The sequence below is a fragment of the Mesorhizobium sp. URHB0026 genome (assembly GCF_054059755.1).
Window position 1 is genome coordinate 4,826,281 of sequence record NZ_JBSSCN010000001.1, and the last position, 24,635, is coordinate 4,850,915.

General features: G+C 62.2%; 26 protein-coding genes and 1 pseudogene. 14 read left to right on the forward strand and 13 right to left on the reverse strand.

Features of this window, described 5'->3' with window-relative positions:
- Positions 1–27: 27 nt before the first annotated feature.
- The 8 genes and pseudogenes from ACVWWD_RS23790 to ACVWWD_RS23825 all read right to left on the reverse strand — a co-directional run bounded on the left by ACVWWD_RS23790 (position 28) and on the right by ACVWWD_RS23825 (position 8,455).
- Complete coding sequence (locus tag ACVWWD_RS23790; RefSeq protein WP_457103448.1) at positions 28–723, reverse strand: glutamine amidotransferase-related protein; 696 nt, start codon at positions 721–723, stop codon at positions 28–30.
- Between the two features lie 161 nt (positions 724–884).
- Entirely contained in the window at positions 885–3,056 is a 2,172-nt protein-coding gene (locus ACVWWD_RS23795; protein WP_352548502.1) for a YfbK domain-containing protein, read from the reverse strand.
- A 2-nt stretch (positions 3,057–3,058) separates the two neighbouring features.
- A complete protein-coding gene (locus tag ACVWWD_RS23800) occupies positions 3,059–3,619 on the reverse strand; it encodes an RNA polymerase sigma factor (protein WP_352548560.1) in 561 nt (186 codons plus the stop codon).
- A 118-nt stretch (positions 3,620–3,737) separates the two neighbouring features.
- Positions 3,738–4,916, reverse strand: a complete 1,179-nt coding sequence (locus tag ACVWWD_RS23805; RefSeq protein WP_352548562.1) for a BaiN/RdsA family NAD(P)/FAD-dependent oxidoreductase — start codon at positions 4,914–4,916, stop codon at positions 3,738–3,740.
- 97 nt (positions 4,917–5,013) lie between these two features.
- Positions 5,014–5,751: a dienelactone hydrolase family protein gene (locus ACVWWD_RS23810; RefSeq protein WP_352548504.1), complete on the reverse strand. Its 738-nt coding sequence runs from the start codon at positions 5,749–5,751 to the stop codon at positions 5,014–5,016.
- A 134-nt stretch (positions 5,752–5,885) separates the two neighbouring features.
- Positions 5,886–6,058 (reverse strand): annotated as a pseudogene (locus ACVWWD_RS23815) (cyanate transporter); the annotation flags it as partial.
- Positions 6,059–6,096: 38 nt separating this feature from the next.
- Positions 6,097–6,783: a 4Fe-4S dicluster domain-containing protein gene (locus ACVWWD_RS23820; RefSeq protein ID WP_352548506.1), complete on the reverse strand. Its 687-nt coding sequence runs from the start codon at positions 6,781–6,783 to the stop codon at positions 6,097–6,099.
- 97 nt (positions 6,784–6,880) lie between these two features.
- Positions 6,881–8,455, reverse strand: coding sequence for a trimethylamine methyltransferase family protein (locus tag ACVWWD_RS23825; protein WP_023791780.1), 1,575 nt, complete (start codon positions 8,453–8,455; stop codon positions 6,881–6,883).
- A gap of 288 nt (positions 8,456–8,743) precedes the next feature.
- Here ACVWWD_RS23825 and ACVWWD_RS23830 point away from each other — a divergent pair, with 288 nt between their 5' ends.
- Positions 8,744–9,442, forward strand: coding sequence for a corrinoid protein (locus ACVWWD_RS23830; RefSeq protein WP_015317429.1), 699 nt, complete (start codon positions 8,744–8,746; stop codon positions 9,440–9,442).
- Between the two features lie 80 nt (positions 9,443–9,522).
- Here ACVWWD_RS23830 and ACVWWD_RS23835 read toward each other — a convergent pair whose 3' ends face one another.
- Positions 9,523–9,660 (reverse strand): entericidin A/B family lipoprotein, encoded by a 138-nt coding sequence (locus tag ACVWWD_RS23835; protein ID WP_015317428.1) that lies wholly within the window; start codon positions 9,658–9,660, stop codon positions 9,523–9,525.
- A gap of 55 nt (positions 9,661–9,715) precedes the next feature.
- Here ACVWWD_RS23835 and ACVWWD_RS23840 point away from each other — a divergent pair, with 55 nt between their 5' ends.
- A complete protein-coding gene (locus tag ACVWWD_RS23840) occupies positions 9,716–10,345 on the forward strand; it encodes a DUF1638 domain-containing protein (protein WP_023769859.1) in 630 nt (209 codons plus the stop codon).
- A gap of 5 nt (positions 10,346–10,350) precedes the next feature.
- On the opposite strand, the gene ACVWWD_RS23845 is transcribed toward ACVWWD_RS23840, so the two are convergent.
- Complete coding sequence (locus ACVWWD_RS23845; protein ID WP_352548510.1) at positions 10,351–11,271, reverse strand: NAD-dependent epimerase/dehydratase family protein; 921 nt, start codon at positions 11,269–11,271, stop codon at positions 10,351–10,353.
- Between the two features lie 116 nt (positions 11,272–11,387).
- Between ACVWWD_RS23845 and ACVWWD_RS23850 the strand changes: the two genes are divergently transcribed.
- The 9 genes from ACVWWD_RS23850 to ACVWWD_RS23890 all read left to right on the forward strand — a co-directional run bounded on the left by ACVWWD_RS23850 (position 11,388) and on the right by ACVWWD_RS23890 (position 19,786).
- Positions 11,388–11,963, forward strand: a complete 576-nt coding sequence (locus ACVWWD_RS23850; RefSeq protein ID WP_352548512.1) for a DUF4893 domain-containing protein — start codon at positions 11,388–11,390, stop codon at positions 11,961–11,963.
- Between the two features lie 102 nt (positions 11,964–12,065).
- Complete coding sequence (locus tag ACVWWD_RS23855) at positions 12,066–12,848, forward strand: formyl transferase (protein ID WP_023791788.1); 783 nt, start codon at positions 12,066–12,068, stop codon at positions 12,846–12,848.
- A gap of 202 nt (positions 12,849–13,050) precedes the next feature.
- Positions 13,051–13,353, forward strand: coding sequence for a virulence factor (locus ACVWWD_RS23860; protein ID WP_015317423.1), 303 nt, complete (start codon positions 13,051–13,053; stop codon positions 13,351–13,353).
- Complete coding sequence (locus ACVWWD_RS23865; RefSeq protein WP_023769855.1) at positions 13,346–13,960, forward strand: methylenetetrahydrofolate reductase C-terminal domain-containing protein; 615 nt, start codon at positions 13,346–13,348, stop codon at positions 13,958–13,960. Before ACVWWD_RS23860 ends, ACVWWD_RS23865 begins: the two co-directional genes overlap by 8 nt.
- Positions 13,957–15,048: a methylenetetrahydrofolate reductase gene (locus ACVWWD_RS23870; RefSeq protein ID WP_023783098.1), complete on the forward strand. Its 1,092-nt coding sequence runs from the start codon at positions 13,957–13,959 to the stop codon at positions 15,046–15,048. Before ACVWWD_RS23865 ends, ACVWWD_RS23870 begins: the two co-directional genes overlap by 4 nt.
- 81 nt (positions 15,049–15,129) lie before the next feature.
- Positions 15,130–16,104: a methyltetrahydrofolate cobalamin methyltransferase gene (locus ACVWWD_RS23875; protein WP_023769853.1), complete on the forward strand. Its 975-nt coding sequence runs from the start codon at positions 15,130–15,132 to the stop codon at positions 16,102–16,104.
- Complete coding sequence (locus ACVWWD_RS23880; RefSeq protein WP_352548515.1) at positions 16,055–18,184, forward strand: ASKHA domain-containing protein; 2,130 nt, start codon at positions 16,055–16,057, stop codon at positions 18,182–18,184. Before ACVWWD_RS23875 ends, ACVWWD_RS23880 begins: the two co-directional genes overlap by 50 nt.
- Positions 18,185–18,362: 178 nt before the next feature.
- Positions 18,363–18,548, forward strand: coding sequence for a hypothetical protein (locus ACVWWD_RS23885; protein WP_023769851.1), 186 nt, complete (start codon positions 18,363–18,365; stop codon positions 18,546–18,548).
- A gap of 227 nt (positions 18,549–18,775) precedes the next feature.
- Positions 18,776–19,786 carry an alpha/beta hydrolase gene (locus tag ACVWWD_RS23890; RefSeq protein WP_352548516.1) on the forward strand — a complete coding sequence of 337 codons (1,011 nt, stop codon included), beginning with the start codon at positions 18,776–18,778 and terminating at the stop codon, positions 19,784–19,786.
- 21 nt (positions 19,787–19,807) lie between these two features.
- Here ACVWWD_RS23890 and ACVWWD_RS23895 read toward each other — a convergent pair whose 3' ends face one another.
- Positions 19,808–20,707, reverse strand: a complete 900-nt coding sequence (locus tag ACVWWD_RS23895) for a LysR substrate-binding domain-containing protein (protein WP_015317416.1) — start codon at positions 20,705–20,707, stop codon at positions 19,808–19,810.
- A gap of 219 nt (positions 20,708–20,926) precedes the next feature.
- Here ACVWWD_RS23895 and ACVWWD_RS23900 point away from each other — a divergent pair, with 219 nt between their 5' ends.
- The 3 genes from ACVWWD_RS23900 (at position 20,927) to ACVWWD_RS23910 (ending at position 23,040) form a co-directional block, all read left to right on the forward strand.
- Positions 20,927–21,112, forward strand: coding sequence for a hypothetical protein (locus tag ACVWWD_RS23900; RefSeq protein WP_023769849.1), 186 nt, complete (start codon positions 20,927–20,929; stop codon positions 21,110–21,112).
- A gap of 450 nt (positions 21,113–21,562) precedes the next feature.
- On the forward strand, positions 21,563–21,697 hold the full coding sequence (locus ACVWWD_RS23905) for a hypothetical protein (protein WP_457103449.1): 135 nt from the start codon (positions 21,563–21,565) through the stop codon (positions 21,695–21,697).
- Between the two features lie 329 nt (positions 21,698–22,026).
- Positions 22,027–23,040 (forward strand): GlxA family transcriptional regulator, encoded by a 1,014-nt coding sequence (locus ACVWWD_RS23910; protein WP_348625742.1) that lies wholly within the window; start codon positions 22,027–22,029, stop codon positions 23,038–23,040.
- Between the two features lie 7 nt (positions 23,041–23,047).
- On the opposite strand, the gene ACVWWD_RS23915 is transcribed toward ACVWWD_RS23910, so the two are convergent.
- Together ACVWWD_RS23915 and ACVWWD_RS23920 are read right to left on the reverse strand one after the other, a co-directional pair.
- Positions 23,048–23,845: an ABC transporter ATP-binding protein gene (locus tag ACVWWD_RS23915; protein ID WP_352548519.1), complete on the reverse strand. Its 798-nt coding sequence runs from the start codon at positions 23,843–23,845 to the stop codon at positions 23,048–23,050.
- Complete coding sequence (locus ACVWWD_RS23920) at positions 23,842–24,615, reverse strand: ABC transporter permease (protein WP_023769845.1); 774 nt, start codon at positions 24,613–24,615, stop codon at positions 23,842–23,844. Before ACVWWD_RS23920 ends, ACVWWD_RS23915 begins: the two co-directional genes overlap by 4 nt.
- Positions 24,616–24,635 lie beyond the last annotated feature (20 nt).

Sequence of the window (24,635 nt, forward strand, 5' to 3'; positions counted from 1 at the left end):
ACTTGCGGCAGTATCGTCGTCGACCAATCAGATCAAAGGCGGAAAAAGTTTACGCAGGAACCCGTTAAACCAGGAGGCCTGCGCTGCACCATGCAGGCTTATAAGACGATCCTGTTCTTCACGCGTCTGCGCGCCCGGCTTGTCATAGTTCGCGGTCGGGCGGTCCTGCACACGTCGAAATCCTGTAGGCGTGACTTCCGGATGGAACTGCAGTCCGTAGATCTTATCACCAATGCAAAAAGCCTGGTTGGGAAACGAGGCGCTCGAAGCAAGGTGCCGAGCGCCTTCAGGCAATTCAAAGCCGTGCCAGTGTGATTGCGTGACATGGATCGGCTCGGACAGAAAATCCTCCGCTCCCTCTGTCGGGTAGAGTGGATAGCAGCCAAATTCGTGCACGCCGCTCACCGGCGGACCGACATGAGCACCGCGATGCCAGGCGATCTGCTGCGCGCCCTGGCAGATGCCGAGCAAGGGGATATCGGAGCTCATGCAGAAGTCGATAAATCGGTACTCGTTCAGCAAGAATGGATGCAGTGACGTGTCGTAGACATTGTACATTCCGCCGTAGACCACGCCGCCCGCGACATCCTCATCAACGTCCAGCACCTCTCCGGCATAGGCTCGACGCAAGACGGGCTCGTAGCCGCTTTGCTGGAGGTAGGCGAACACACGGTCGTCGGCAGGTTCGTCGCTGTGCCGCACCAGGATAATACGTCTCTTCATTGCTCTCTGCCTCCCGCTCGCCAGAATGGGTGGCGGACAAGCATGGCGCAACGAAAAAAAGGCCGGCAAGGGCAAAGATCCCTAGCCGGCCTGCCTCACCCGCCCGTCGGCCGGTGATCACAACGATCCCGTCATCTGAAAGAAACCGGCCGTCATCGCCACTACCGGTTGCCGCCCAGCGCCGAGGCAAGGCGCACAAGCGAAAGGAACTCGGACCTGTACCCAAACGGGTCGGCTCCTCGGGCGGCGGTGGCAATCTCCATGATCTTGTCGTAGCCGAACTTCCCGGTCGCATCCTCGTCGCGCAGCTTCTGGCCGAAGGCCGCGACCGCGACGGAGAAACGCTGGTCGGTACTCGCCCGGTCGAAGGACGCGACCTCGTTGGCCGAGGTCACCGGCGTGGTGATCAGCTTCGAGACATCCTCGTTGGGCAGCTTGTAGCGGATCTTGACGAAGGCATATTCGTCCGCATTGGCAACGCCGCCATTGTTGACCGTCGCCTGGCCGTAGCGTAGCGGATCGATTTGCTCACCACCACCGCCTTTGGGCGTGATCTCGTAGATCGCGGTGCCCGAATGCCCCGAGCCGATATCGCCGGCATCGACGCGGTCATTGTTGAAATCCTCGCGGTTAAGCGCCCGGGTCTCGTAGCCGATAAGACGATATTCGGAGACCTTGTCCGGGTTGAACTCGACCTGGATCTTCACGTCCTTGGCGATGGTGAACAGCGTCGAGGACGCGTCCTCGACCAGCACCTTCTCTGCCTCGGCCAGCGTGTCGATATAGGCGGCGGTGCCGTTGCCGTTCTGGGCAATGGTCTGCATCATTTCATCGTTCAGATTGCCGCGGCCGAAGCCGAACACCGACAGGAACACGCCGGTCTTGCGTTCGCTCTCGATCAGCCGCTTCAGGTCGTCGTCATCGGTCTGGCCGACATTGAAGTCGCCGTCAGTGGCAAGCATCACCCGGTTGACGCCGTCCTTGATGAAGGACTGCTGGGCAAGCTTGTAGGCTTCCTTGATGCCGGCCTCGCCTGCCGTCGAGCCGCCGGGCCGCAGATTGTCGATGGCATTGAGGATCTTGTCCTTCTCGGCAACCTTTGTCGGCATCAGCACGGTGCCGGCATCGCCCGCATAGGTGACGATCGAGATGGTGTCGTCGGCCTTCAGCTTGCTGACCAGCAGCCGGAACGCCGACTTGAGCAGCGGCAGCTTGTCCGGTTCGTCCATCGAGCCCGACACGTCGATCAGGAAGACCAGATTGGCCTTCGGCTGCTCGGTCGGCTTGATGTCGAAACCCTTGATGGCGACGTGCATCAGCTTGGTGTGCGCGTTCCACGGGGTCGGCATGACGCTGACGGTCGAGTTGAACGGCGTTGATACCGAGTCCGGCCCCTTCCAGTCATAGGGGAAGTAATTGATCATCTCCTCGACGCGAACCGTGTCGGCTTGCGGCAGGTAGCCCTGCTTCAGCGAGCCGCGCACGAAGGAATAGGACGCGGTGTCCACATCGATCGAAAAGGTCGAGACCGGCTCCTCCAATGCGGCGTGCACCGGATTGGTCTTGAAATCCTGGACGCGGTCGCGGTTTTCCTCCTGCGGCGCCACCTGGTCGGCCGGGATGGCCGCCGGCTGCTGCGGGGACATAAGCTTGGGCTCGGCAGCCGGCATGCGAGCAACTCGCGACGGCGCGCTTGTCGTGCCATCCAGTGCGAATTCACCTTTGGGGGCCGGTGCTGGCTTGTAAGCCCGCAAGGTGGCCGACTGAGATTCGTTAACTGTTGCCGGGGCGTCAGCATTCGGCGTCACGTTTTGCGTACGTCCATCCTGCGGTGCCAAGCCCCCGACGGCAGTCGTCTGCGACTGTGGCGGAGAAGCTGGTGGCGCAAGCGCGTCGCCGCTGGCATCGCGGCTTTCCACGTCCAAGTCTGCCTTTTTGTCCTTCTCCAGCGCCGCGGCAGCCTGTTTCGGCTCGGCGGTGGTTGTCTTCAGCGTCGCCGGCTTGTCGGCCAGCGTCTCGGTGATCTTCTCGTCGCCGCCGACCGGCGACGGCTGTTCCCTCAGCATATGGAAGGTGGCGTAGCCGGCGATCGGCAGGGCGACGAGGCCGGCAAGGGCCGGCGTGGCAATGAGTTTCTTTTGCATGATCTCGCTCCAGAGCTTTTGTGCTCGCTCCGTGAGACGAAGGCCGCCAGCCGATCCTTGGGTGACGGGGGAAATATTTTCTTGATCGTAGGCGCGCAGGGCGGCTTCGAAGGCTCGTGCCTTCGCGCTCTCGCCCGGCGCCGGTACCGCTGTATTGCTCAGCTTTCTGAGTTCGTTGTCGTCGACCATGGTCACACTTCCCCGGCTGAACGCATCAACGTCTTCAGCCGTTTCTTCGCTTCATGGATGTGCCAGGAAACCGTCGTCTCCGAGATCGCCATCGCCTCGGCGGCGGCCGCGTGGCTCAAGCCTTCGCCATGGACAAGCATTACCGCATCGCGCTGCTTGTCCGGCAATTGCCGCACCGCCGCCCACAACGCCTCGGTCGGGTCTTCACCCTCGGCCGGGCCTTCGCCCGATATCAACGCATGGATGCCATAGGCCTCGGTCTTGACGGTCTCGCGCTGGGTCTTGCGCATCGTGTCGCGCGCCGCGTTCATCGTCATGGTGTAGAGCCATGTCGTGAACGCGCCGCCGCCGCGATAATCGCGGATTGCCTTGCCCAGCCTGACACAGACTTCCTGGGCGATGTCTTCGGCATCGGCCTTCCTGCCGCACCAGCGATAGGCGGCGCGATAGACGAAGTCGTAGTGACGCTCCAGCAATTTGCCGAAGGCCCCCCTGTCTCCGCCCTTCGCCCGCCCGATCAGTTCGGCGTCGGAGGCTTCGCTCTCATCCAGCATCATCGCCATCATTTGCCTGTTGGACGAAGGCTAATGGCTAATCCTTGGGGGGATGGAAAGATTTTTCTCGAATTGGACGTTTGTGTCTGGGGCGTGTCGAGTCAGGCAGGCCGGCCTCGCCTGAACGTCAACACGCCTGGCCCGCCGCCCAGCCCGACGACCACGCCCATTGGAAATTATAGCCGCCGAGCCAGCCGGTGACGTCGACGACCTCGCCGATGAAGAACAGGCCCGGCATCAACTTCGCCTGCATCGTCTTCTGGTCGAGGCTGTTGGTGTCTACCCCGCCGAGCGTCACTTCGGCCGTCCGGTAGCCCTCCGAACCGGCTGGCTTGATGCGCCAGTCGTTGACCGCGACCTCGACTGTTTTGATCTGGGCCTCGGAAAGGTCGGCGAGGTTGCCGTCTAGCCCGGTTCGCTCGGCTATCGCCTGAGCCAGCCGTTTCGGCAGATGATTCGCCAGCACGGTCTGCACCGCTTGCCGGCCATTGCCACGCCTGGCGGCGCGGACGAGCTCAGCCACATCAGTGCCCGGCAGCATGGCGATGCGGATCTCATCGCCCTCGCGCCAATAGGAGGATATCTGCAGGATGGATGGCCCACTGACGCCGCGATGCGTGAACAGCATCGCTTCGGAAAACCGCGTCTTGCCGCAGGCAATCTCGGCGTCGACCGCGTTTCCGGCCAGGGGCGAAAGCCGCTCAAGCGTTTTTGCGTCAAAGGTCAACGGCACCAGTGCAGGCCGTGTTTCGACGACTGCAAGGCCAAACCGCTCGGCAAGCTCGTAGCCGAAGCCCGTCGCGCCCATCTTGGGGATCGACTTGCCGCCACAGGCCACGACGAGGGACTGGCAGGAAACCGAGCCCGTGGAGAGGGTGAGTTCAAACCCTTCCGGGGTTTTGCCGATAGTCTCGACGCGGGTCGACAATACCAGCTCGGCGCCCCTGCCCCGCATTTCCGAGACTAGCATATCGATGATCTGGCGCGCGGAGCCGTCACAAAACAGCTGCCCCAATGTCTTCTCGTGATAGGCAATACCGTGGCGTTCGACCAGCGCAATGAAATCGCGCTGCGTATAGCGGCTGAGCGCCGAGATGCAGAAATGCGGATTCCTCGAGATGAAATTCTTCGGGCTCGCATGGATGTTGGTGAAATTGCATCGGCCGCCGCCGGAGATGCGGATCTTTTCGCCAGGTGCCGCCGCATGATCGAGGATCAGCACCGAACGGCCGCGCTTGGCCGCTTCCACGGCGCACATCATTCCGGCGGCGCCGGCGCCGATGATCACGACATCATAGGATTGCATAAGGTTGATCGTTCCCGCGCGGCTCCCGCTCATTCAGCGAGACGCCCTGATACCGCGAACGGATTGGGCAGCCAACAGGCGAGAACAGACGCGAGACTCAGGTCAATGTCTCGGCAAACAGCGCCGTCAGCCGCTTCCAGTGACGCTCGGCTCCAGCTTCGTCGTAGACGCTGTGGTCGGGCACGCACCAGCCATGCGCCATGCCGACATAGTTCTCCAGCAGATGGTCGACTTCCGCCGCCCTCAGCGCCGCGGCCAGCTTGGTCGACTGCTCCGGTGGAAAACTCCGGTCGACGCCTGCCATGCCGACATAGACGCGCGCCTTGATGGAAGCCGCCTTGCGGTGCGGGCTGTCGGCGGCATCGCTGGCTAGGTTGCCGCCATGAAAACTGGCGGCGGCCTTGACCCTGTCGGGGTAGGTCGCGGCCGCGTTGAGCGCCCGTGCCCCGCCCATGCAATAGCCCACAGTGCCGATCGGTCCCGTGACGCCTTCGCCGGCGAGCGCGTCGACAAAGGCGGCGCTGTCGCTGATGGTCATTTCCTGCGTCGTACCGGTGACCAGCGCCATCAGCGGCGCCTTTGTCTTTTCTTCGACAAAGGCGGTCTTGGCGTCGAACGGCCCATAGGGAGCATTGCGATAGAATTGATCGGGCACCAGCACCGCATAGCCCTCGACCGCCAGCCGTTCCGCCATCTGGTCAAGCGCCGGGCGAGGACCGAAGGCATCCTGGTAGAGAATGACACCGGCCTTGGCTGAAGAGACCTTGGCCGAGCGGAACAGGCCCGCCTTCGCCACGCCGTCACGGGTCTTGATGTGAAGGTCCTGCTTCGTCATTGCCTGCTCCGTTTGCCAGATGCGCGATACATATCCGCGCAAGCCGCCACGGCAAGGCGTTCCCTGAGCCCGATAGTCAACATTTCGTGCGGAATCGCGTGATGCGCTTGCAGGCTGCCTGCGGAAAGTTTCGATCAGCTTTGGCCCTCGAGGCGTATGGTCCTGGCTCCGACATGCTGCGCACGGCCGGCGCCGCACCCCATGATGGCAGCGCCAAGACCGAGCGCGACGAACACAAAGCCGATACCGAAAAACTGCCGGTCCAGCCACGGATCAGTCGGACCAGAAGCGGACCGGTCGCGGTCAAGGCGCCCATCGGCGTAGCCTGCTTGGCGGGGGCAAAAATCAGGTGGCGGCCCGTGCAAAACTAGCCATGTGAAACGCCTGAACCTCCGGCGGATAGCGATAGGAGCAGCCATAGGGGCAGGCGTTGCGATCGAGGCAACCGCCACTGCGGCACGGCTCGCCATTCGCCCCCCGCACATGCGCAAGGCAGGCCTGGTAGGCGAAACCATCCGTCGAATAAGCGTCGACCGGACAGGATTTCAGACAAGGTTTGTCGACGCATGTGTCGCAAAGATGGATCGTCTCCCGAAATTCCGGAAGCGTTATCTCCTCCTCGAACAGCAACGCGCCGCGATAAGCATGCCAAAGCCCGTATTGCGGGTGCATGAGGATGCCGAGCGGGGACGGCTTCAGCCCTTCCGCCCTAACAGCCCATTGCTGGAACGGCAGGTAAGGCTTGTCCGACGGCGAAACGACGCGGGCACCAAACTCTTGCGCCACGTCGCCGATGACCTGCCGCGACCAGGTGTCGAGCGGATCGGCGATCGCCTGTGGCTGTTGCTGCCGCCAGCGCAGGAAATGCGGCCAAGGCGCGGCACCCGCCTGCCCTACCAGCAGGACAGACTTTGCCGGCTCACCCGAGGCGCCATCAGGAATACTGTCGTCATCGCGAAAAAGAAGACCGCCACGCAGGATGAGGCCGTTGGCGCCAAGCGCGGCCGTGATCTCGTCGATCATGCCGCGCATGCAATCATCCCTTCTTGTCCGGATCGGAGAAGGCGCTCCGCCAGACTTCCTTGTGAATGATGTTGGCGACTTTAGCCCCGCCTGACTCGGGCTCCTTTCAGGTGAAGGCGTCGGGCATCGACCCCTTCTTCTTGGCGATGAAATCCTTCAAGGCTTCGTCGATGCCTTCATCAAGGTGCGGCGCTTCGTAAACCTCCAGCCAGCGCCGCGCCAGATCGTTGGCGCGCTGCGGTGCGGTCTTCTGGCCCTCGGCCAGCCACTGCTCGTAGGAGTTGTTGTCGGCGATCGACGAGCGGTAGAATGCGGTCTGGAAATTGGCCTGCGTATGGTCGCAGCCGAGATAGTGGCTACCCGGGCCGACCTGGCGGATGGCGTCCATCGCCTGGCCGTTTTCCGACAGGTCGACGCCCTCGGAGAATTTCTGGGTCATACCGAGCTGGTCGATATCCATCATGAATTTTTCGTAGCAGGAGGCCAGTCCACCTTCGAGCCAGCCTGCCGAATGCAGGACGAAATTGGTGCCGGCGAGAATGGTCGAGTTCAGCGTGTTGGCGCTCTCATAGGCTGCCTGTGCGTCCGGAACTTTCGAAGCACAGAGCGACCCTCCGGTACGGAACGGCAAGCCGAGCCGGCGGGCGAGTTGTGCCGCGCCATAGGAGACCAGCGACGGCTCCGGCGTGCCGAAGGTCGGCGCGCCCGACTGCATCGAGATCGACGAGGCGAAGGTGCCGAACAGCACCGGCGCGCCCGGACGGATCAGCTGCGTGAACGAGGCGCCGGCCAGCACTTCGGCCAGGACCTGCGTCAGCGTGCCGGCGACCGTCACCGGGCTCATCGCGCCGGCCAGGATGAACGGCGTGACGATGCAGGCCTGGTTATGCCGCGAATAGACTTTCAAGGCGCCGAGCATGGTTTCGTCGAACACCATCGGCGAGTTGGCGTTGATCAGGCTCGTCAGCACCGTGTTGTTCTCGACGAAGTCGTCGCCGAAGACGAGCTTGGCCATCGCCACCGTGTCCTCGGCGCGCTCCGGTGCGGTCACCGAACCCATGAACGGCTTGTCGGAATATTTGATGTGCGCGTAGACCATGTCGAGATGGCGCTTGTTGACCGGCACGTCGACCGGCTCGCATACCGTGCCGCCCGAATGGTGGATCGACGGCGCCATGTAGGCAAGCTTCACGAAATTCTGGAAATCCTCGATCGTCGCGTAGCGCCTGACGCCGTCGAGATCGCGCACGAAGGGCGGACCATAGACCGGTGCGAATACCGTCGCATTGCCACCGATCTGCACCGAGCGTTCTGAATTGCGGGCATGCTGGGTGTAGATGGGGGGGGCGGTCTTCAAGAGCGAACGGCAGAGTCCCTTGGGAAAATGCACGCGCTCGCCCTTGACGTCGGCGCCGGCCTCTTTCCAGAGCTGCAGCGCTTCCGCGTCATCGCGAAAAATGATGCCGATCTCTTCCAGCACCGTGTCGGTGTTCTTCTCGATCAGCGCCAGGCCTTCCTCGTTCAGCACCTCGTAGACGTTGATCTTGCGCTTGATGTAGGTGAGCTGGGTGCCGGGGCCGCCGCCGGAGCGCGCCGCACGCCTGGCCGCTGCTCCGCCGCTGGCGCCCCGCCCACGCCGCGCGTTTGACGCTTCCTGGTCGACTGCCGCGTGTTCGCTCATGATCGCTCTTCCCTGAATATGGCCTGCCTGACTATGGCTGGTCCGTAACCGTTGCAGCCGCATGACGCGGCTTTGCCCGGATCGTAGCCATGCACCCTATTCGAAACGGCCCGTCCGCGCCAACGCCTGTCGCAAAATCGACAAGAAAACCGATAGATTTTCCAGTCGCTTTCCTTTTGCGGGAAGTCGCAAATCAGCTATGGATACCCGCCCGTTGCGGGTTAGGTATGAACACCAATATTTTGTGCCTTGCGACACAGTCGCGATGCCGTGAGGAGCTGGATAAAAATGTCCGACGACGAGATCATCCTTTCCGAGCTTTCCGACGACGAGCTGGTGCAGCAGATGCACGACGATCTCTATGACGGGCTGAAGGAAGAGATCGAGGAAGGCACCAACATCCTCCTCGAGCGCGGCTGGGCGCCCTACAAGGTGCTTACCGAGGCGCTGGTCGAAGGCATGCGTATCGTCGGCGAGGATTTTCGCGACGGCATCCTGTTCGTGCCGGAAGTGCTGTTGTCCGCCAACGCCATGAAGGCCGGCATGTTCATCCTGCGTCCGCTGCTCGCCGCCACCGGCGCGCCGAAACAGGGCAAGATGGTGATCGGCACCGTCAAGGGCGACATCCACGACATCGGCAAGAACCTCGTCGGCATGATGATGGAGGGTGCGGGCTTCGACGTCATCGATCTCGGCATCAACAACGCGGTCGAGAAGTATCTCGACGCGATCGAAAAGCACCAGCCCGACATCATCGGCATGTCGGCGCTGCTCACCACCACCATGCCCTACATGAAGGTCGTCATCGACACGATGAAGGAAAAGGGCATTCGCGACGACTACGTCGTGCTGGTCGGCGGCGCGCCGCTCAACGAGGAATTCGGCAAGGCCGTCGGCGCCGACGCTTATTGCCGCGACGCGGCGGTGGCGGTCGAGACCGCCAAGGATTTCATGAAGCGCAAGCACAACGTGCGTGCTTCGGCCTGATCCAAGGCATCAGGGCGACGAAAGAGAAGCCGCGCCTTGCAGCGCGGCTTTTTTGTCCCCAGATGAGAGACGGCCGCCGATCAATTGGCGACGGTGTCTTTGACCGCCCTGGCCGTCGACTTGACATCCTTGCCGACACCCCGAACGGTGTTGGCGCAGGCCGTAAGTGCAAGAGCGCAGGCAAGGATAGCCATCGGCGCTATGCGTAGCAGTTTCATGGACGGTGTCTCCCTCGAAAGATAAATTAGCCCCGCAGCGAAAAGCCGGCTCGACTTGGTCAAGACGAAAAAAACAAAACCGAATCAGACAGACAGGCTGCTCGTCATCGCCTGCGGGATGATTGCGCGCGAGGTGTTGGCCGTCAAGGAACAGCTCGGGCTGGATCACCTCGAATTGACGTGTTTGCCGGCGGAGTTTCATTTCCATCCCGACCGCATCGCGCCGGCCATGGACAAGGCGATCGAAAAGGCCAGGGCGGAAGGCTATGAACACATCTTCGTTGGCTATGCCGATTGCGGCACTGGCGGGCTGCTTGACCGCGTGTTGGAGAAGCATGGCGTCGAACGCATGGCCGGCCCGCATTGCTTCGCCTTCTATCAAGGCATGGAAGCCTATGCGAAGGTCGCCGACGACGACATGATGTCCTTCTACATGACGGACTTCCTGTGCCGCCAGTTCGATGCCTTTTTCATGAAGCCGCTCGGGCTGGACAAGCATCCGGAGCTGATCAAGGACTATTTCGGCAACTACGAGAAGCTGATCTATCTGGCGCAGACCGATGATCCGGAGCTCGACAAGGTCGCGGAAAAGGCCGCCGCCCTGCTCGGCCTCGCCTACGAGCGCCGTTCCACCGGTTTTGGCGACCTGACGCCAGGCCTGGCGCGGGCGGCCGCGAACGCCTGACGGCTTCAGGCCGGGTCTTCGGCTGCCAGCGCCGCCAGCACGTCGGCAAAGCGCGTCCTGCAGGCAAAACCCAGCCTGTCCCGCGCCCGCGACGCGTCATAGATCCGGTCGATCGAGGAAAACATCGTCCAGCCCTTCCTCGCGTAGAGAGCGGGAAATTCAGGAAAGTACCGCGCCACCACGGACGGCGCGTCCCTGATCAACGCCTCGCAATCTTCGGGTTGGAACGGCGTCGTCGCACAGACTATGAAGATGTCGAAGCCGAGCTCCGGTGCCTTCTCCAAGGCCACGACATGCGCCTGCGCCGCGTCCTCCACCGTCAGCCGCCGAAACAGCAGTTCGTTTGCTTTGGTGTTGGCGTCCGATTGCTCGATGGCATGCGCCATGTCGTCGGCCTCGGGGAAGAAACGTGCCGTGCGCAGCACCACCACCGGCAGCCCGTGCTGGAGATGGTAGAGACGGCAGAGATGCTCGGCGGATAGCTTGGTGACACCGTAGATATTGCGCGGCTCGGGCGACATCGCTTCCGTCAGCCACGCCGCCTTGCGCGCACCGCCCTTGAAGCCGTCGCGTATCGCCTGCGAAATCATCAGTGAGGTCGTTGACGTGAAGACGAACCGTTGCACATTGGCAGCCACCGCCGCGTCGAGCAGGTTTAGCGTGCCTTGCACGTTGGCCGCGATGAAATCGCTGTTGGCATGGCTGTCTATGTTGGGCTTGTGCAGCGCGCCGCTGTGAATAATGGCCTCTGTCCGGTTTTCTCCGACGGCGCGCATGACGAGGTCACGGTCGGCGATCGAACCGACGATCCGCGTTTCGGCCGAAGGAACGGGATCGAGGCCGGTGACGTCGTGTCCAAGTCTACGCAGGAGCGGCGCCAACGCGCTGCCCAGCCAACCCGACGATCCCGTAAGCAAGATTCGCATGCGTCACCATAAGTTTTGACCGAGACGCTGTTAAGCACGATGACAGGCGCCAGCGACCCGGTAAGTTATGCGCCAGGCGGCAGCAGCGCCGTTCCAGACAAACAGGGAATCCTTTGATGATCCTTCGCCCATTGATCGCCGCCCTTGGTCTCCTCTGCTGCAGTTTGCCCGCCCTTGCCGACGGTCAAGTGCAAAAACTGATCACGCCTGCCGATAAGGCGCGGCTCGACAAATATGGCGACACCCGCAAGGCGGCGCTCGCCGAAGCAAAGGCGGCCAACCCCGCCGAGCTCAAGCAACTCGACACGCTGTTGGCCAAGCCGCTGGTCGCCTTCTCCGACAAGGATCTCACCGGCAAGTGGCGGTGCCGCACGATCAAGGTCGGCGGACTGAGCCCGCTCGTTGTCTATGGCTGGTTCAAATGCAGGGTCACCGATGATGGCTCCGGTTGGCGACTGGAAAAGACCAGCGGTTCTCAGCGCACCCAGGGCCGCTTCTTCGACGACGGCGACAAGCGCTCGATCTATCTTGGCTCCGGCTCCGTCAACGACGATCGGGCAAAGCCCTATGGCAGCGGCCCGCAAACCGACCAGGTCGGCTACGCCTTCCGAAACAGTGCCAAGGAATGGCGTATCGAGTTCCCCGCGCCCTATTATGAATCGAAGCTCGACATCGTGGAGTTAAAGCGCTGACTGGGGTCTTCATGCGTTGGTAAGGCTTCGGCATACCAAGGATTAACCTGCCCGCCCTAAGGTCCGGCCACGTCAGCCGGTCCTTGGAGCACGGAAAGATCAATGGCAGCGTCGCAACCAAATCCGCGACCTATTGTCGTCGTCACCGGTGGCGGCGCGCACGTCTGGGCCATGATCAACGACCTCGCCGACCGCGTCGGCCCTGTCAGCGTCGTTCTCGAAATCCCTGAATCGAAAAAGCAATTGCTGCGCGGCCGAGCCCGACGCCAGGGCTGGATCTCTGCCATCGGCCAGCTCGGCACGATGGTGCTGAGCAGGCTCGGCAAACGGCTTAACGTCAAACACGCCGCCCGGTTGATTGCCGAGGAGAAGCTTGAAACGGAACCGCGGCAAGGCCAGGTCATCGTCCATGTGGCATCCGCCAACGGGCCGGAATGTCTGCAGGCAATCCAGACGATCAAGCCCGGCGTCGTGCTGCTGAACGGCTGTCGGCTGATTTCCAGGGAGATGCTGGCCAAAATGCCGTGTCCGGTGCTCAACTATCATGCCGGCATCACCCCGAAATATCGCGGCATGAATGGCGGCTATTGGGCGTTGACGTCAGGCGATCCGCAGAATTTCGGCACCACCGTCCATCTGGTCGATGCGGGTGTCGACACTGGTGGCGTGCTGAAGCAGGTGCGCGGCAAGCCGAAACAAGGTGACACCATCTCAAGCTATGCGCTGCGCCAGGCGGCGTTTTCGCGCGACATCTGCGTCGAGGCGGTCAGCGACGCGTTGGCCGGTAAACTTGCAACGTTCGATCCAGGGCTGCCATCGAAGCAGTGGTACCACCCGACGATCTGGTTCTACGTCTGGACAGGGCTGAGAACCGGCATTTGGTAACGCATCCGGTGTCCGGAACGGTGCAAACTCCGCCGCCTTTATCGCTGCAGTGACCCCGTCGCGGCATGGGTCGCAAACGAATAAACGCACCTTTCATTTTACGACATCCAAATGCGTCGCTTTTGAATGCGCGCGCGTCGTCCCATAACAAGCGGGTCAACTGCGCTTGCGGCAATGCTCGGGGATCGAGGAGCGAGAATTCATGGCCGATCTTATCGTCGTCTACTGGCGCGACATTCCTGCCCAGGTCATCGTCAAGAAGGGCCGGCAGAACGCCAAGCGCGAACTGCCGTTGCGCTTCACCGAAGCGATCGACATGTGCGCCATGCGCACCGGCGCCGGCGGCACGGACGACTATCTGGCCGAGTGGCGCAAGGCTGATCCAGTTCCGGTCGGTGACGATCTCGAAGCCGAGGTCGAAAAGGCCTTCAACGAGATCGACGCGAAATATGACCGCGAGCGGCTGGTCGCTCTGGTCAAGGCCGGCGGCAAAGAAAATGTCTGAAACCACTCCCGTGAGCAAGGAAGGGGTGGCCATTACGCAGGCCACTCAGGTCAAGAAGGCGGCGCCGAAGTCCGACTACAAGCCGGCCGATGTCTCGCCGCAGCGGCGCGTACAGCGCTCCTTCGCGATACGGCTGTGGTCGATCAGGCATTCGCGCTTGCTCGAATGGTTCTACGCCCGCTTCGCCGACACGTTCTTGCTGCTGCACCCCTTGTGGAAGGGTATCGGCTATGGCCGCGTCGAGGCTCCAATCAAGTTCGTCGAAAAGCGGGTAAAGGGCTTCATGTTCGACTGCCGCATGTGCGGTCAGTGCATCCTGTCCTCGACCGGCATGTCTTGCCCGATGAACTGCCCCAAGCAGTTGCGCAACGGCCCTTGCGGCGGCGTGCGCGCCAACGGCAATTGCGAGGTCGAACCCGACATGCCCTGCGTCTGGGTCAAGGCCTGGGAAGGTTCGCGGAACATGGTCAACTCCGACAGGATCCTCACAGTGCAGAAGCCGGTCGATCAGTCGTTGCGCGAAACCTCTGCCTGGCTGCGGGTAACCGCGCAGGCCGCGGCAGCCCGTGAAGCCGCCGCTGCGGCGAAGACCGGAGCCTCCTCGTGACCGGCCGCCAGCTCGACGAAAATCCGGCCGGCATCCATTTGCCGCTCGATCCCCTGCCCGGCCACACCTCGCGCGGCCGCCTGGAGCGCGTGCTCAGGCGCGGCGAGTTCGCGGTGACGACCGAACTGAACCCGCCCGACAGCGCCGATCCGGAGGATGTCTACAACCGTGCAAAGATCTTCGACGGCTGGGTCGACGCCATCAACGCCGTCGATGCGTCCGGCGCCAATTGCCATATGTCGTCGGTCGGCATCTGTGCGCTTCTGACCCGCATGGGCTACGCCCCGATCATGCAGATCGCCTGCCGCGACAAGAACCGCATCGCCATCCAGGGCGACGTGCTGGGCGGCGCCGCGATGGGCGTCGCCAACATGCTGTGCCTGACCGGCGACGGTGTGCAGGCCGGCGACCAGCCGGGCGCCAAGCCGGTGTTCGACCTCGATTCCATGTCGCTGTTGGAGACCTGCCGCATCATGCGAGACAACGGCAAGTTTCTGTCCGGCCGCAAGCTGACGACGCCGCCGCAGCTGTTCCTGGGCGCTGCCGTCAATCCGTTCGCGCCGCCCTTCGACTTTCGCCCGATCCATCTCGGCAAGAAGATCGCCGCCGGCGCGCAGTTCGTGCAAACGCAGTATTGCTTCGACGTGCCGATGTTCAAGACCTTCATGCAGAAGGCACGTGATCTCGGCCACACCGAGAAAGTGTTCATCCTGTGTGGCGTCGGCCCTCTCGCTTCCGCCAAGACGGCAAAATGGATCCGCTCCAACGTGCCGGGCATCCATATCCCCGACGCTATCATCAAGCGGCTGGAAGGCGCCCAGGACCAGAAGAAGGAAGGCAAGCAGCTCTGCACCGACATCATCAACGAGGTGAAGGAAATTCCCGGTGTCTCCGGCATCCATGTGATGGCCTATCGCCAGGAGGAATATGTCGCCGAGATCGTCGATGAATCGGGCGTGCTGAAGGGCCGCCAGCCGTGGAAGCGCGAGATCCGCCGCGACGACCAGATGGTCGCCGACCGGCTGGACCACATCCTGCACGACGACATTACCGAAACCCAGGTGGACATGGTGAAGACCGCGCATTGACTTGCGCGGAGAGCGACCATTCGCTTGATCGACAAGAGATAACGATATAAAGAACTCTTTATATCACGACGGAGAGATTTCATGACCCGGACCATCGTCGCCTCGGCGACACGAGAAATCATCATCGGCTTCGACCAGCCTTTCTGCGTGATTGGCGAACGCATCAACCCGACCGGCCGCAAGAAGCTCGCCGCCGAGATGGTGGTCGGCAATTTCGAGACCGTCATCAAGGACGCGCTGGAGCAGGCCGCCTGCGGCGCCACCATGCTCGACGTCAATGCCGGCGTCACCTCGGTAAACCCGAACGAAACCGAACCTGGCCTTCTGGTGCAGACGCTGGAGATCGTCCAGGGCTTGGTCGATCTGCCGCTGTCGATCGACAGTTCCGTCACCGCCGCGATCGAGGCCGCGCTGAAAGTCGCCAAGGGCCGGCCGTTGGTCAATTCCGTAACCGGCGAGGAGGAAAAGCTCGAGGCCATCCTGCCGCTGATCAAGAAATACAATGTGCCGGTCGTCGCCATCTCCAACGACGAGACCGGCATTTCGATGGATCCGGACGTGCGCTTTGCCGTCGCCAAGAAGATCGTGCAGCGCTGCGCCGATTTCGGCATCCCGGCGCATGACGTCGTCGTCGATCCGCTGGTGATGCCTATCGGCGCGCTGGGCGATGCCGGCCGCCAGGTGTTCGCTCTGCTGCGTCGGCTCCGCGAAGAGCTCAAGGTCAACACCACCTGCGGCCTGTCCAACATCTCCTTCGGCCTGCCGCACCGCCACGGCATCAACGCCGCCTTCATCCCGATGGTGATCGGCGCCGGCATGACCTCGGCGATCATGAACCCGGTGCGGCCGCAGGAAATGGAAGCCGTGCGCGGCGCCAACGTGCTGAACGGCACCGACGAGAACTGCACCAAATGGATCAAGACCTACAAGGATTACAAGCCGGCCGAAGGCGGCCACGCGGTGGCGGCGCCGACAGCGGTCAATGCGCCGGGCGAAGGGGGCGGCAATGGCGGCCGCCGACGCGGTGGCCGTGAAGCCCGCATGGGCCGGGGATAAGCGCGTAATCGTGAACTCGCCTGCAAACATAACCGATCCGCTCGTGCTGTTCATGCCGTCAGGCAAGCGCGGGCGGTTCCCTGTCGGCACGCCCGTGCTCGACGCCGCGCGCCAGCTCGGCGTCTATGTGGAGAGCGTGTGCGGCGGACGCGCCACTTGCGGGCGCTGCCAGATCGAGGTGCAGGAAGGCAATTTCGCCAAGCACAAGATCACCTCCTCCAACGATCACATTTCGCCCAAGGGCCCTAAGGAAGAGCGCTATGAACGCGTACGCGGCCTGCCCGAACGGCGCCGCCTGTCCTGCTCCGCCCAGATCCTCGGCGATCTCGTCATCGACGTGCCGCAGGACACGGTCATCAACGCCCAGACCATCCGCAAGGATGCCGACACCAGGGTCATCGCCCGCGATTCCGCGATCCGCATGTGCTACGTCGAGATCGAAGAACCAGACATGCACAAGCCGCTTGGCGATCTCGACCGCCTGAAGATCGCCCTGATGAAGGACTGGAACCTCAAAAGCCTGGACTTCGATTTTTATCTGCTGCCGCAGGTGCAAGGTATTTTGCGCAAGGGCAACTGGACGGCGACCGCCGCCATCTACAAGGATACGGACACCGAGACAGCGCGCGTCATCGCGCTGTGGCCGGGCCTCAAGAACGAGGCCTATGGCCTGGCTTGCGATATCGGCTCGACCACCATCGCCATGCATCTGGTGTCGCTGCTGTCGGGCCGCGTCGCCGCCTCGTCCGGAACGTCGAACCCGCAGATCCGCTTCGGCGAGGATCTGATGAGCCGCGTCTCCTATGTGATGATGAACCCGGATGGCCGCGAAGGCATGACGGTTGCTGTCCGCGAGGCAATCTCCGGCCTCGTCGACAAGGTTTGCGCGGAAGGCAATGTCCAGCGCAACGACATCCTGGATTCCGTCTTCGTCGGCAATCCGATCATGCATCACCTGTTCCTCGGCATCGATCCGACCGAACTCGGCGGCGCGCCCTTCGCGCTTGCCGTCTCGGGCGCCGTTCGCATCAAGGCATCCGACATCGGGCTGAAGCTCAACCAGGGCGCACGGCTCTATATGTTGCCTTGCATCGCCGGCCATGTCGGCGCCGACGCGGCGGCCGTGACCCTGTCCGAAGGTCCGCACCGCCAGGACGAGATGATGCTGATCGTGGACGTCGGCACCAATGCCGAGATCGTACTCGGAAACCGTACACGGGTCGTCGCTGCCTCCTCGCCGACCGGTCCGGCCTTCGAAGGCGCCGAAATCTCCGGTGGCCAGCGGGCCGCGCCCGGCGCCATCGAGCGCGTGCGCATCGATCCAGACACGCTGGAGCCGAAATACCGTGTCATCGGCTCGGAACTGTGGTCCGACGAGCCCAACTTCCTCGACAGCGTGCAGGCTACCGGCGTCACCGGCATTTGCGGCTCCGGCATCATCGAGATCGTTGCCGAGATGTATCTCACCGGCATCATCTCCGAGGATGGCGTCGTCGACGGATCGCTTGCCGCGCGCTCGCCGCGCGTCGTCGCCAATGGCCGCACCTTCTCCTACGTGCTGAAGGAAGGCGAACCCAAGATCACCATCACCCAGACCGACGTGCGTGCCATTCAGTTGGCCAAGGCGGCGCTCTATGCCGGCACCAAGCTGTTGATGGAAAAACAGAACACCGAGCATGTCGACCGTATCCACTTCGCCGGTGCCTTCGGCTCCTTCATCGATCCGAAATACGCCATGGTGCTAGGTCTCATACCCGATTGCGACCTCGACAAGGTCTCGGCCGTGGGCAACGCCGCCGGCGCGGGTGCTCGCATGGCGCTGCTCAATCGCGGCTATCGCCGCGAAATCGAGGAGACGGTGAGCCAGATCGAAAAGATCGAGACGGCGCTCGAGCCGAAATTCCAGGAGCACTTCGTCTACGCCATGGCGCTGCCCAACAAGGTCGATCCGTTCCCGAAACTGTCGGCGGCGGTGAAGCTGCCGCCGCGCAAGACGGTGAGCGAGGATGGCATCGCCGGAGATGCAGCACCGCGCCGACGCTCCCGCGAAGGCCATGCTGCTCGGCGCAGCCGCGAATAGACGCGCCGGCCACTCCCTCGATTTATTCGTATGCAAATGTTTCCGGATCGTCCGATCCGGAAACCGAAATGCTGTTTTCGCGAAATCCAGCAGATACATGCACAGCGCATTTACCCGCACATCGAACGGCGGCCAAGGACAGTCCTTTGGCCATCGCCGTTCTTCAGGGGAGATGAAAATGTCGATGTTCGAAAATTTCGGCCGCTTGGGTGTGACCATCAGGCAAGCCCACGCCAGGAACAAATCAATCCGAGCGCTGAACAGCTTGCCGGCCCATGTCCAGAAGGACATCGGCTGGCCGGCATCGCCGCCGAACGATCCGCAGGCCACACTCGCCTCGCTGCTGCTAGGCTCCACGCGGTGACGACGTTCGCAGACAAATACAAATTGCGCGGCGTCCACCGGGGATCCCACACATCCCCGATGGCCACCAGCAACCGATTGCCCGCGGCACTTTTGCCGCGTCGCGGACGACGCGCGGATCACACCAGCGTGTGGGCACAGCGTAAATCTTGACATTCTCGGCCAAGGCACGATCTCGTTACAAGGGGAGTTCTCTTAGTCGGCTGCAGCCGAAGTTCGTGTATCCGCATGCCAAGTTTGAAAAGCCACGTTGTGTCCTTCGTGCTCAGGCACAGCCGCAAGCAAGCCTTTTCCAGCCCGGAAAACCTGCAGCGCTGGATCGTCGCCGCGCGCAAGACGGAGGATCACCATCCGCCGGCCGCGCTGCATCAGCGTTTCGAAATCCAGACGCGCAGCGTGGGCGGTTTTCCGGTCTACGAAATCGCCCCCAGGGCCGGAGAGCACAAGCGGATACTCTACCTGCATGGCGGCGCTTATGTCTTTGAGATCACGCCCTATCACTGGTATCTGATCGCCGACATGGCCGACCGGCTGGGCTACGGCATCACCGTGCCGATCTACCCTATCGCCCCGGAACACGATTTCCACGCCATGTTCGGCATGGTCGGCGCTGTCTACCGCCAGATGCTCGATGAGACAGAGGCGGAAGATATCGTCTTCATGGGCGATTCCGCGGGCGGCAACATGGCCGTGGTGCTGACCATGATGGCGGCGGAAGAGGGTTTGCCGGTGCCGTCGCGCCATGTGCTGATTTCACCCGGCCTCGACGTCTCGCTCGCAAACCCCGAAGTGTTCGAGGCGGAGCGGAAAGATCCATGGTTGGGCATCGCCGGCGGGCGCGAGGCAATCCGGCTCTATAGTGCCGGTATGGATCCGACAGACTGGCGCATCAGCCCGGTCTATGGCGATCTGTCGGTGCTGCCGAAGACACTGCTCCTGACGGGCTCCCGCGATCTTCTCACGCCCGACAATCTGATTTTTGCACAAAAAGCCAGCGCCGCCGGTGTCGAGGTGGAGCTGGTTTACGAGGAAGGCATGTTCCACGTCTGGCCGCTGATCGACATGCCGGAAGCGCGGCGCGCGCGCCAACACATCGTCGCGTTTCTCACGGACGACGCCTCCACTCGGGCTGAAAGGAAAACGGCCAAGTCGTCGACCGAAACTTCATCCCAGCACACCAACCATTTCGGCCAGACGATCAATCGGCTCGGCGAACGTGACGAGATCGCCGAGCGCTGAAACTCGGCTCCACGACATCGATCAGAACTTGCCGGTTTCCCTAAACACTTCGAAGGTCGCGCGGATGTGGTCGGCGACGGCCTTGACCGGCGCGCTGGCGTCCGGCGCCACCACCATGGCAAGATTGTAAGTGCCGATATCGGGCATCCCGTCCTTAGGACAGAGTTCAACCATGTCGTTGCCGAGGAACGATCTAGGCAGCGGCGCGACCGCGAGGTCGGCCATGATCGCGGCACGCTGGCCTGCGGTATGGGCACTCATATAAGCGACGCGATAGTTGCGGCCCTCGCGGCCCAATGCCTCGAGCGCGCCGGCCCGCCAGGCGCAGCCTTCTTCCCAAAGCGAAACCGGCAGCGGTTCGCGCAGATGCGCGCAGCCGCCCTTGGCGCCGGCCCACACGATCGGCTCGGTCAACAGCACCTCGGCGCCGAGCGCGCTGGTCTTGTACGAATTGGTCAACAGCGTGATGTCGAGCGCCCGGTCATCCATGCGCCGGCGAAGATTGCTGCTCTGGTCGATGGTGACGTCGACGGCGATCGAGGGATGCGACTGCGCGAAACGCTTCAACACATGCGGCAGCACGCGCTCGCCATAGTCGTCAGGTGAGCCGAGCCGCACCACGCCGACAATATCGGGGATGATGAATTTCGACACCACCTCACGGTTGATCGACAAAAGCCGCCGGGCATAGCCGAGCAGCATTTCGCCGTCCGTGGTCAGCGTCACCGAACGCGCGTCGCGCGCGAACACCGAGCGGCCGAGAATATCCTCCAGCTTCTTGATCTGCATGGAGACGGCCGACGGCGTCCGGAACACCGCATTGGCGGCGGTGGTGAAGCTGCCGGTCTCGGCAATCGCCACGAAGGTGCGCAAAACATCGAGATCGAGCAGCGGCAGCGGGTGATTGAGTGGGGCGTTCATGACGATCGACCTTCAATTTTTCTGATACAAAACATCATTCCATTTCGTTTGATTGAACATCAGATCAGGAGCATAGTCAACTCCATCGAAGCAGCATGCTGCCAAAAGCGGCCATGAAACGACCCCGGCGCAGACCTGCATTCGACGTGAAATGAAGCTGAAACCGACCTGACGTAACGCATTGCCGGCGCCTGCCGCGCCGCAGCAAAGGAGATCGAAATGTCTATCCTATCGTCCCTCGGCCGCATCGCGACCGAATTCAACGCGGCCCGCGCCCGCTACCAGACCGAACGCGCCATCCGTTCGCTGCCGATCGAGCTGCAGAAGGATATCGGCTGGCCGGAAGCTTCCGACGCCAAGACCGGCATTCGCAGCGGCGTCGGATCCTGGGCTGGAGCAAAGTAAATCGTGTGTACCCCGCGCTGAAGGCCTGCCGCGCAACCCGCCCGGCAGGCCTTCTCTATTTATTTGTATTCAAACGAATTCACGAGCCATGTCGCCGCTGCATGGCGCATATGAGCAAGCCGCATAGCAGCTCGATTTTCAGGCTAAATCGCTGTAGATATTCATGAATCCTAGGCATCTTGCTCATCGCTTGCCAAAATATGTCGCATCCGGTGTCGCTTTTCATATCAAGCGCTTCGCTTTTGCGATTTAGTTCCTGCTCACACAAGCCTATATCACCGTCAGCAAACGAGCTGCCCCACTCCATCAAGCGAAGGCGACCCGTTTAGAGCGACGTGCGTCCAATTGGACGCACAAAATGCGCTCTAACACTTTGAGTCTGCGCATCGTGCTTTCCGAAAATCAATTCGATTTTCGGGCTGATGCGCGAGCAACCGATTGGAGATGATCATGAAGCTTTTTGCCCGCCTCTTCGCCCGCCGCGAAATGAACCTGACCACCGCTCTCGAGCGTCAGCGTCTTGCCAACACCATGCCCGGCCAGGCCGGCGCCATGGCCGCGGCGCGTCTCGGCTTCGTCGCCTGAACGAGCGCGGTTCCAGGAAAACCGTGTTTTCCCGGCCGGAACTGCGTAGAAATCGAAAATACAAGACACCCCCCTGAGCCGCGCCCCTGCCAGCGGCTTCAGGGTTGACCGCCGCCGCCTTGGTCCGCCGAGGCGGCGTTTATTTGTTGCACTTCCATCGCTCTCACAAGCCGACGGGGGCCTAGTTCGAGTAGGCACCGCGCGGCGATTGCCCATTTGCGACTCATGTCGCAAATTTAATCTTGCCAAAGCCGACTAGCCAATTGACAGGAATGGTTTTTCCTGATGACGCTATGCTATTCGCGACATCCTGTTCGCGTCATGGCCAGATGAGGTTCCCCGTGAACGCCGTCAAGCATCCGATCAAGCGATCGTTTGTGTTCTTCCTTGTTCCCGATTTCACCATGATCGCTTTTGCGACCGCGCTGGACCCGCTGCGCTCCGCCAATCGGATGCTCGGCTACGAGGCCTATCGCTGGCGCCTTGCCAGCATCGACGGCAAGCCGGTGCGCGCCTCGAACGGCGTCGAGTGTGCGGTCAACACCTCGCTGGAGGAGGAACGCAAGAAGATGGCAGGGCCGGATCGCCCCAACATGGCCATCGTCTGCAGCGGCACCAATGTCGAGCGCTACCAGAACAAGTCGGCCTTTGCCTGGCTGCGCGAGGAATACAATCGCGGCGTCGCGGTCGGCGGCCTGTGCACCGGTGCGCATATCCTCGCCGCAGCCGGGCTCCTGTCCAACAAGCGCTGTGCCATCCATTGGGAAAACCTGCCCGGTTTTTCCGAAGCGTTTCCGAAGGCCAATGTCTTTGCCGACCTGTTCGAGATCGACCAGAACATCTACACCTGCGCCGGCGGCACCGCCGCGCTCGACATGATGCTGAAGCTGATCGGCGACGATTTCGACGAGAACCTCGTCAACCGCGTGTGCGAGCAGGTACTAACCGATCGTGTGCGCAGTCCGACCGACCGCCAGCGCCTGCCGCTGCGCGCCCGCCTCGGCGTGCAGAACTCGAAAGTACTGACCATCATCGAGCTGATGGAGGCCAATCTGTCCGAGCCGCTGTCGCTGATCGAGATCGCCGACCATGTCGACCTGTCGCGCCGCCAGATCGAGCGCCTGTTCCGCACCGAGATGGGACGGTCGCCCGCCCGCTACTACCTCGAAATCCGCCTCGACCGCGCCCGGCATCTCTTGATCCAGTCGTCGCTGCCGGTGGTCGAGGTGGCGGTCGCCTGCGGCTTCGTCTCGGCCTCGCATTTCTCGAAATGTTACCGCGAGCTCTACGCCCGCTCGCCGCAGCAGGAACGCGTCGACCGCAAGCAATTGCTGGCGGCCTGATCCCGCATCAGGTCTCGGCCGACCGCACTTGCGCCGTCCGCATCGCCTCGACGCGGATGTCCTCGGTCAGTCGCGCCTTCAACGCCGAGAATTCGGGACTGGTCTTCAGCGTGTAGTGCCTGGGATGCGGCAGGTCGATGGCGACATCCGACTTGATGCGGCCGGGCCGCGCCGTCATCACGATTACGCGCGAGGCCATGAAGATCGCCTCCTCGATGTCGTGGGTGACGAACAGCACCGTCTTCTTGCGCCGTTCCCATATGCCGAGCAGCAATTCCTGCATCAGCCCGCGTGTCTGGTTATCCAGCGCCCCGAACGGCTCGTCCAGCAACAGGATTTCGGGATCGTTGGCCAGCGCCCGGGCGATCGCCGTGCGCTGCTGCATGCCACCGGACAGCTGCTTCGGCCAATGGTTCTCGAACCCCCTCAGCCCGACGAGATCGACATAGGAAGCGACGATGTCGTCCCACTCCTTTTCGGCCGTGCGGCGTTCGCGCAGGCCGAAGCCGATGTTTTCGGCGACCGTCAGCCATGGAAACAGCGTGTAGGACTGGAAGACCATGCCGCGGTCCGGCCCGGGCCGTGTCACCGTCCTGCCGTCTAGCAGAACACGGCCTTCGCTCGGCGCCTCCAAGCCGGCGACGATCCTCAACAGTGTCGACTTTCCGCAACCGGACGGTCCCAAAACGGTGATGAAGTCGTTGGCCGCCACCGCCAGAACGATTGGTAACAGCGCCTTGACGGGTTCCCCACCCCGCACGCCGGCAAAGGTTCGCGAGACACCCTCGATAAGAAGCTTGCTCACGCCAGGCTCCATGGAAAGAGCCAGCGGTTGAACGCCTTGAACGCGAAATCGGACAACAGCCCGATCAGGCCGATGATGATGATGCCGAAGATGATCTGCCCGGTCGCCAGCCGCGACTGGCTGTTGATGATCATGTACCCGATGCCCGACGATGAGCCGATCAATTCGGCCACGATGACATAGGTCCAGGCCCAGCCGAGCACCAGCCGTAGCGTCTCGGCGATCTCGGGCGCATTGGCCGGCATGATGACCCGCCTGACGATGCCGTTGTTGGTCGAGCCCAGCGTATAGGCGGCCTCGACCAGGTCGCGCCGCGTGGCCCCAACCTTGACGGCAATGATCAGGATGATCTGGAACACCGAGCCGACGAAGATGACAAGCAGTTTTTCCAGCTCGCCAATGCCGGCCCAAAGGATGAGCAGCGGAATGAAGGCCGACGCCGGCAGGTAGCGGGCGAAGGAGACGAAGGGTTCCAGAAACGCTTCCACCGGCTTCCAGGCGCCCATGGCGATGCCGAGCGGCACCGCGACGACCGAGGCCAGTACAAAGCCGCCGAAGACCCGCCAGATGGTGATCAGTATGTCGAGCCAGAAACGATCCTCGACCAGCAGCCGCCAGCCGTCCCGCAGCATCGACAGCGGATCGGCGAGGAAGATGCGGTTGACGTGGCCGCCAAACGTGATCCAAGCCCAGAAGGCCACGAACAGCACGAAGAAAGAGATACCGAGCACGCTTCGCAGGCTCGGAGAGACAGGATGCAAGGGGCGCATCTTCGTCCTTTGTCAGCGGC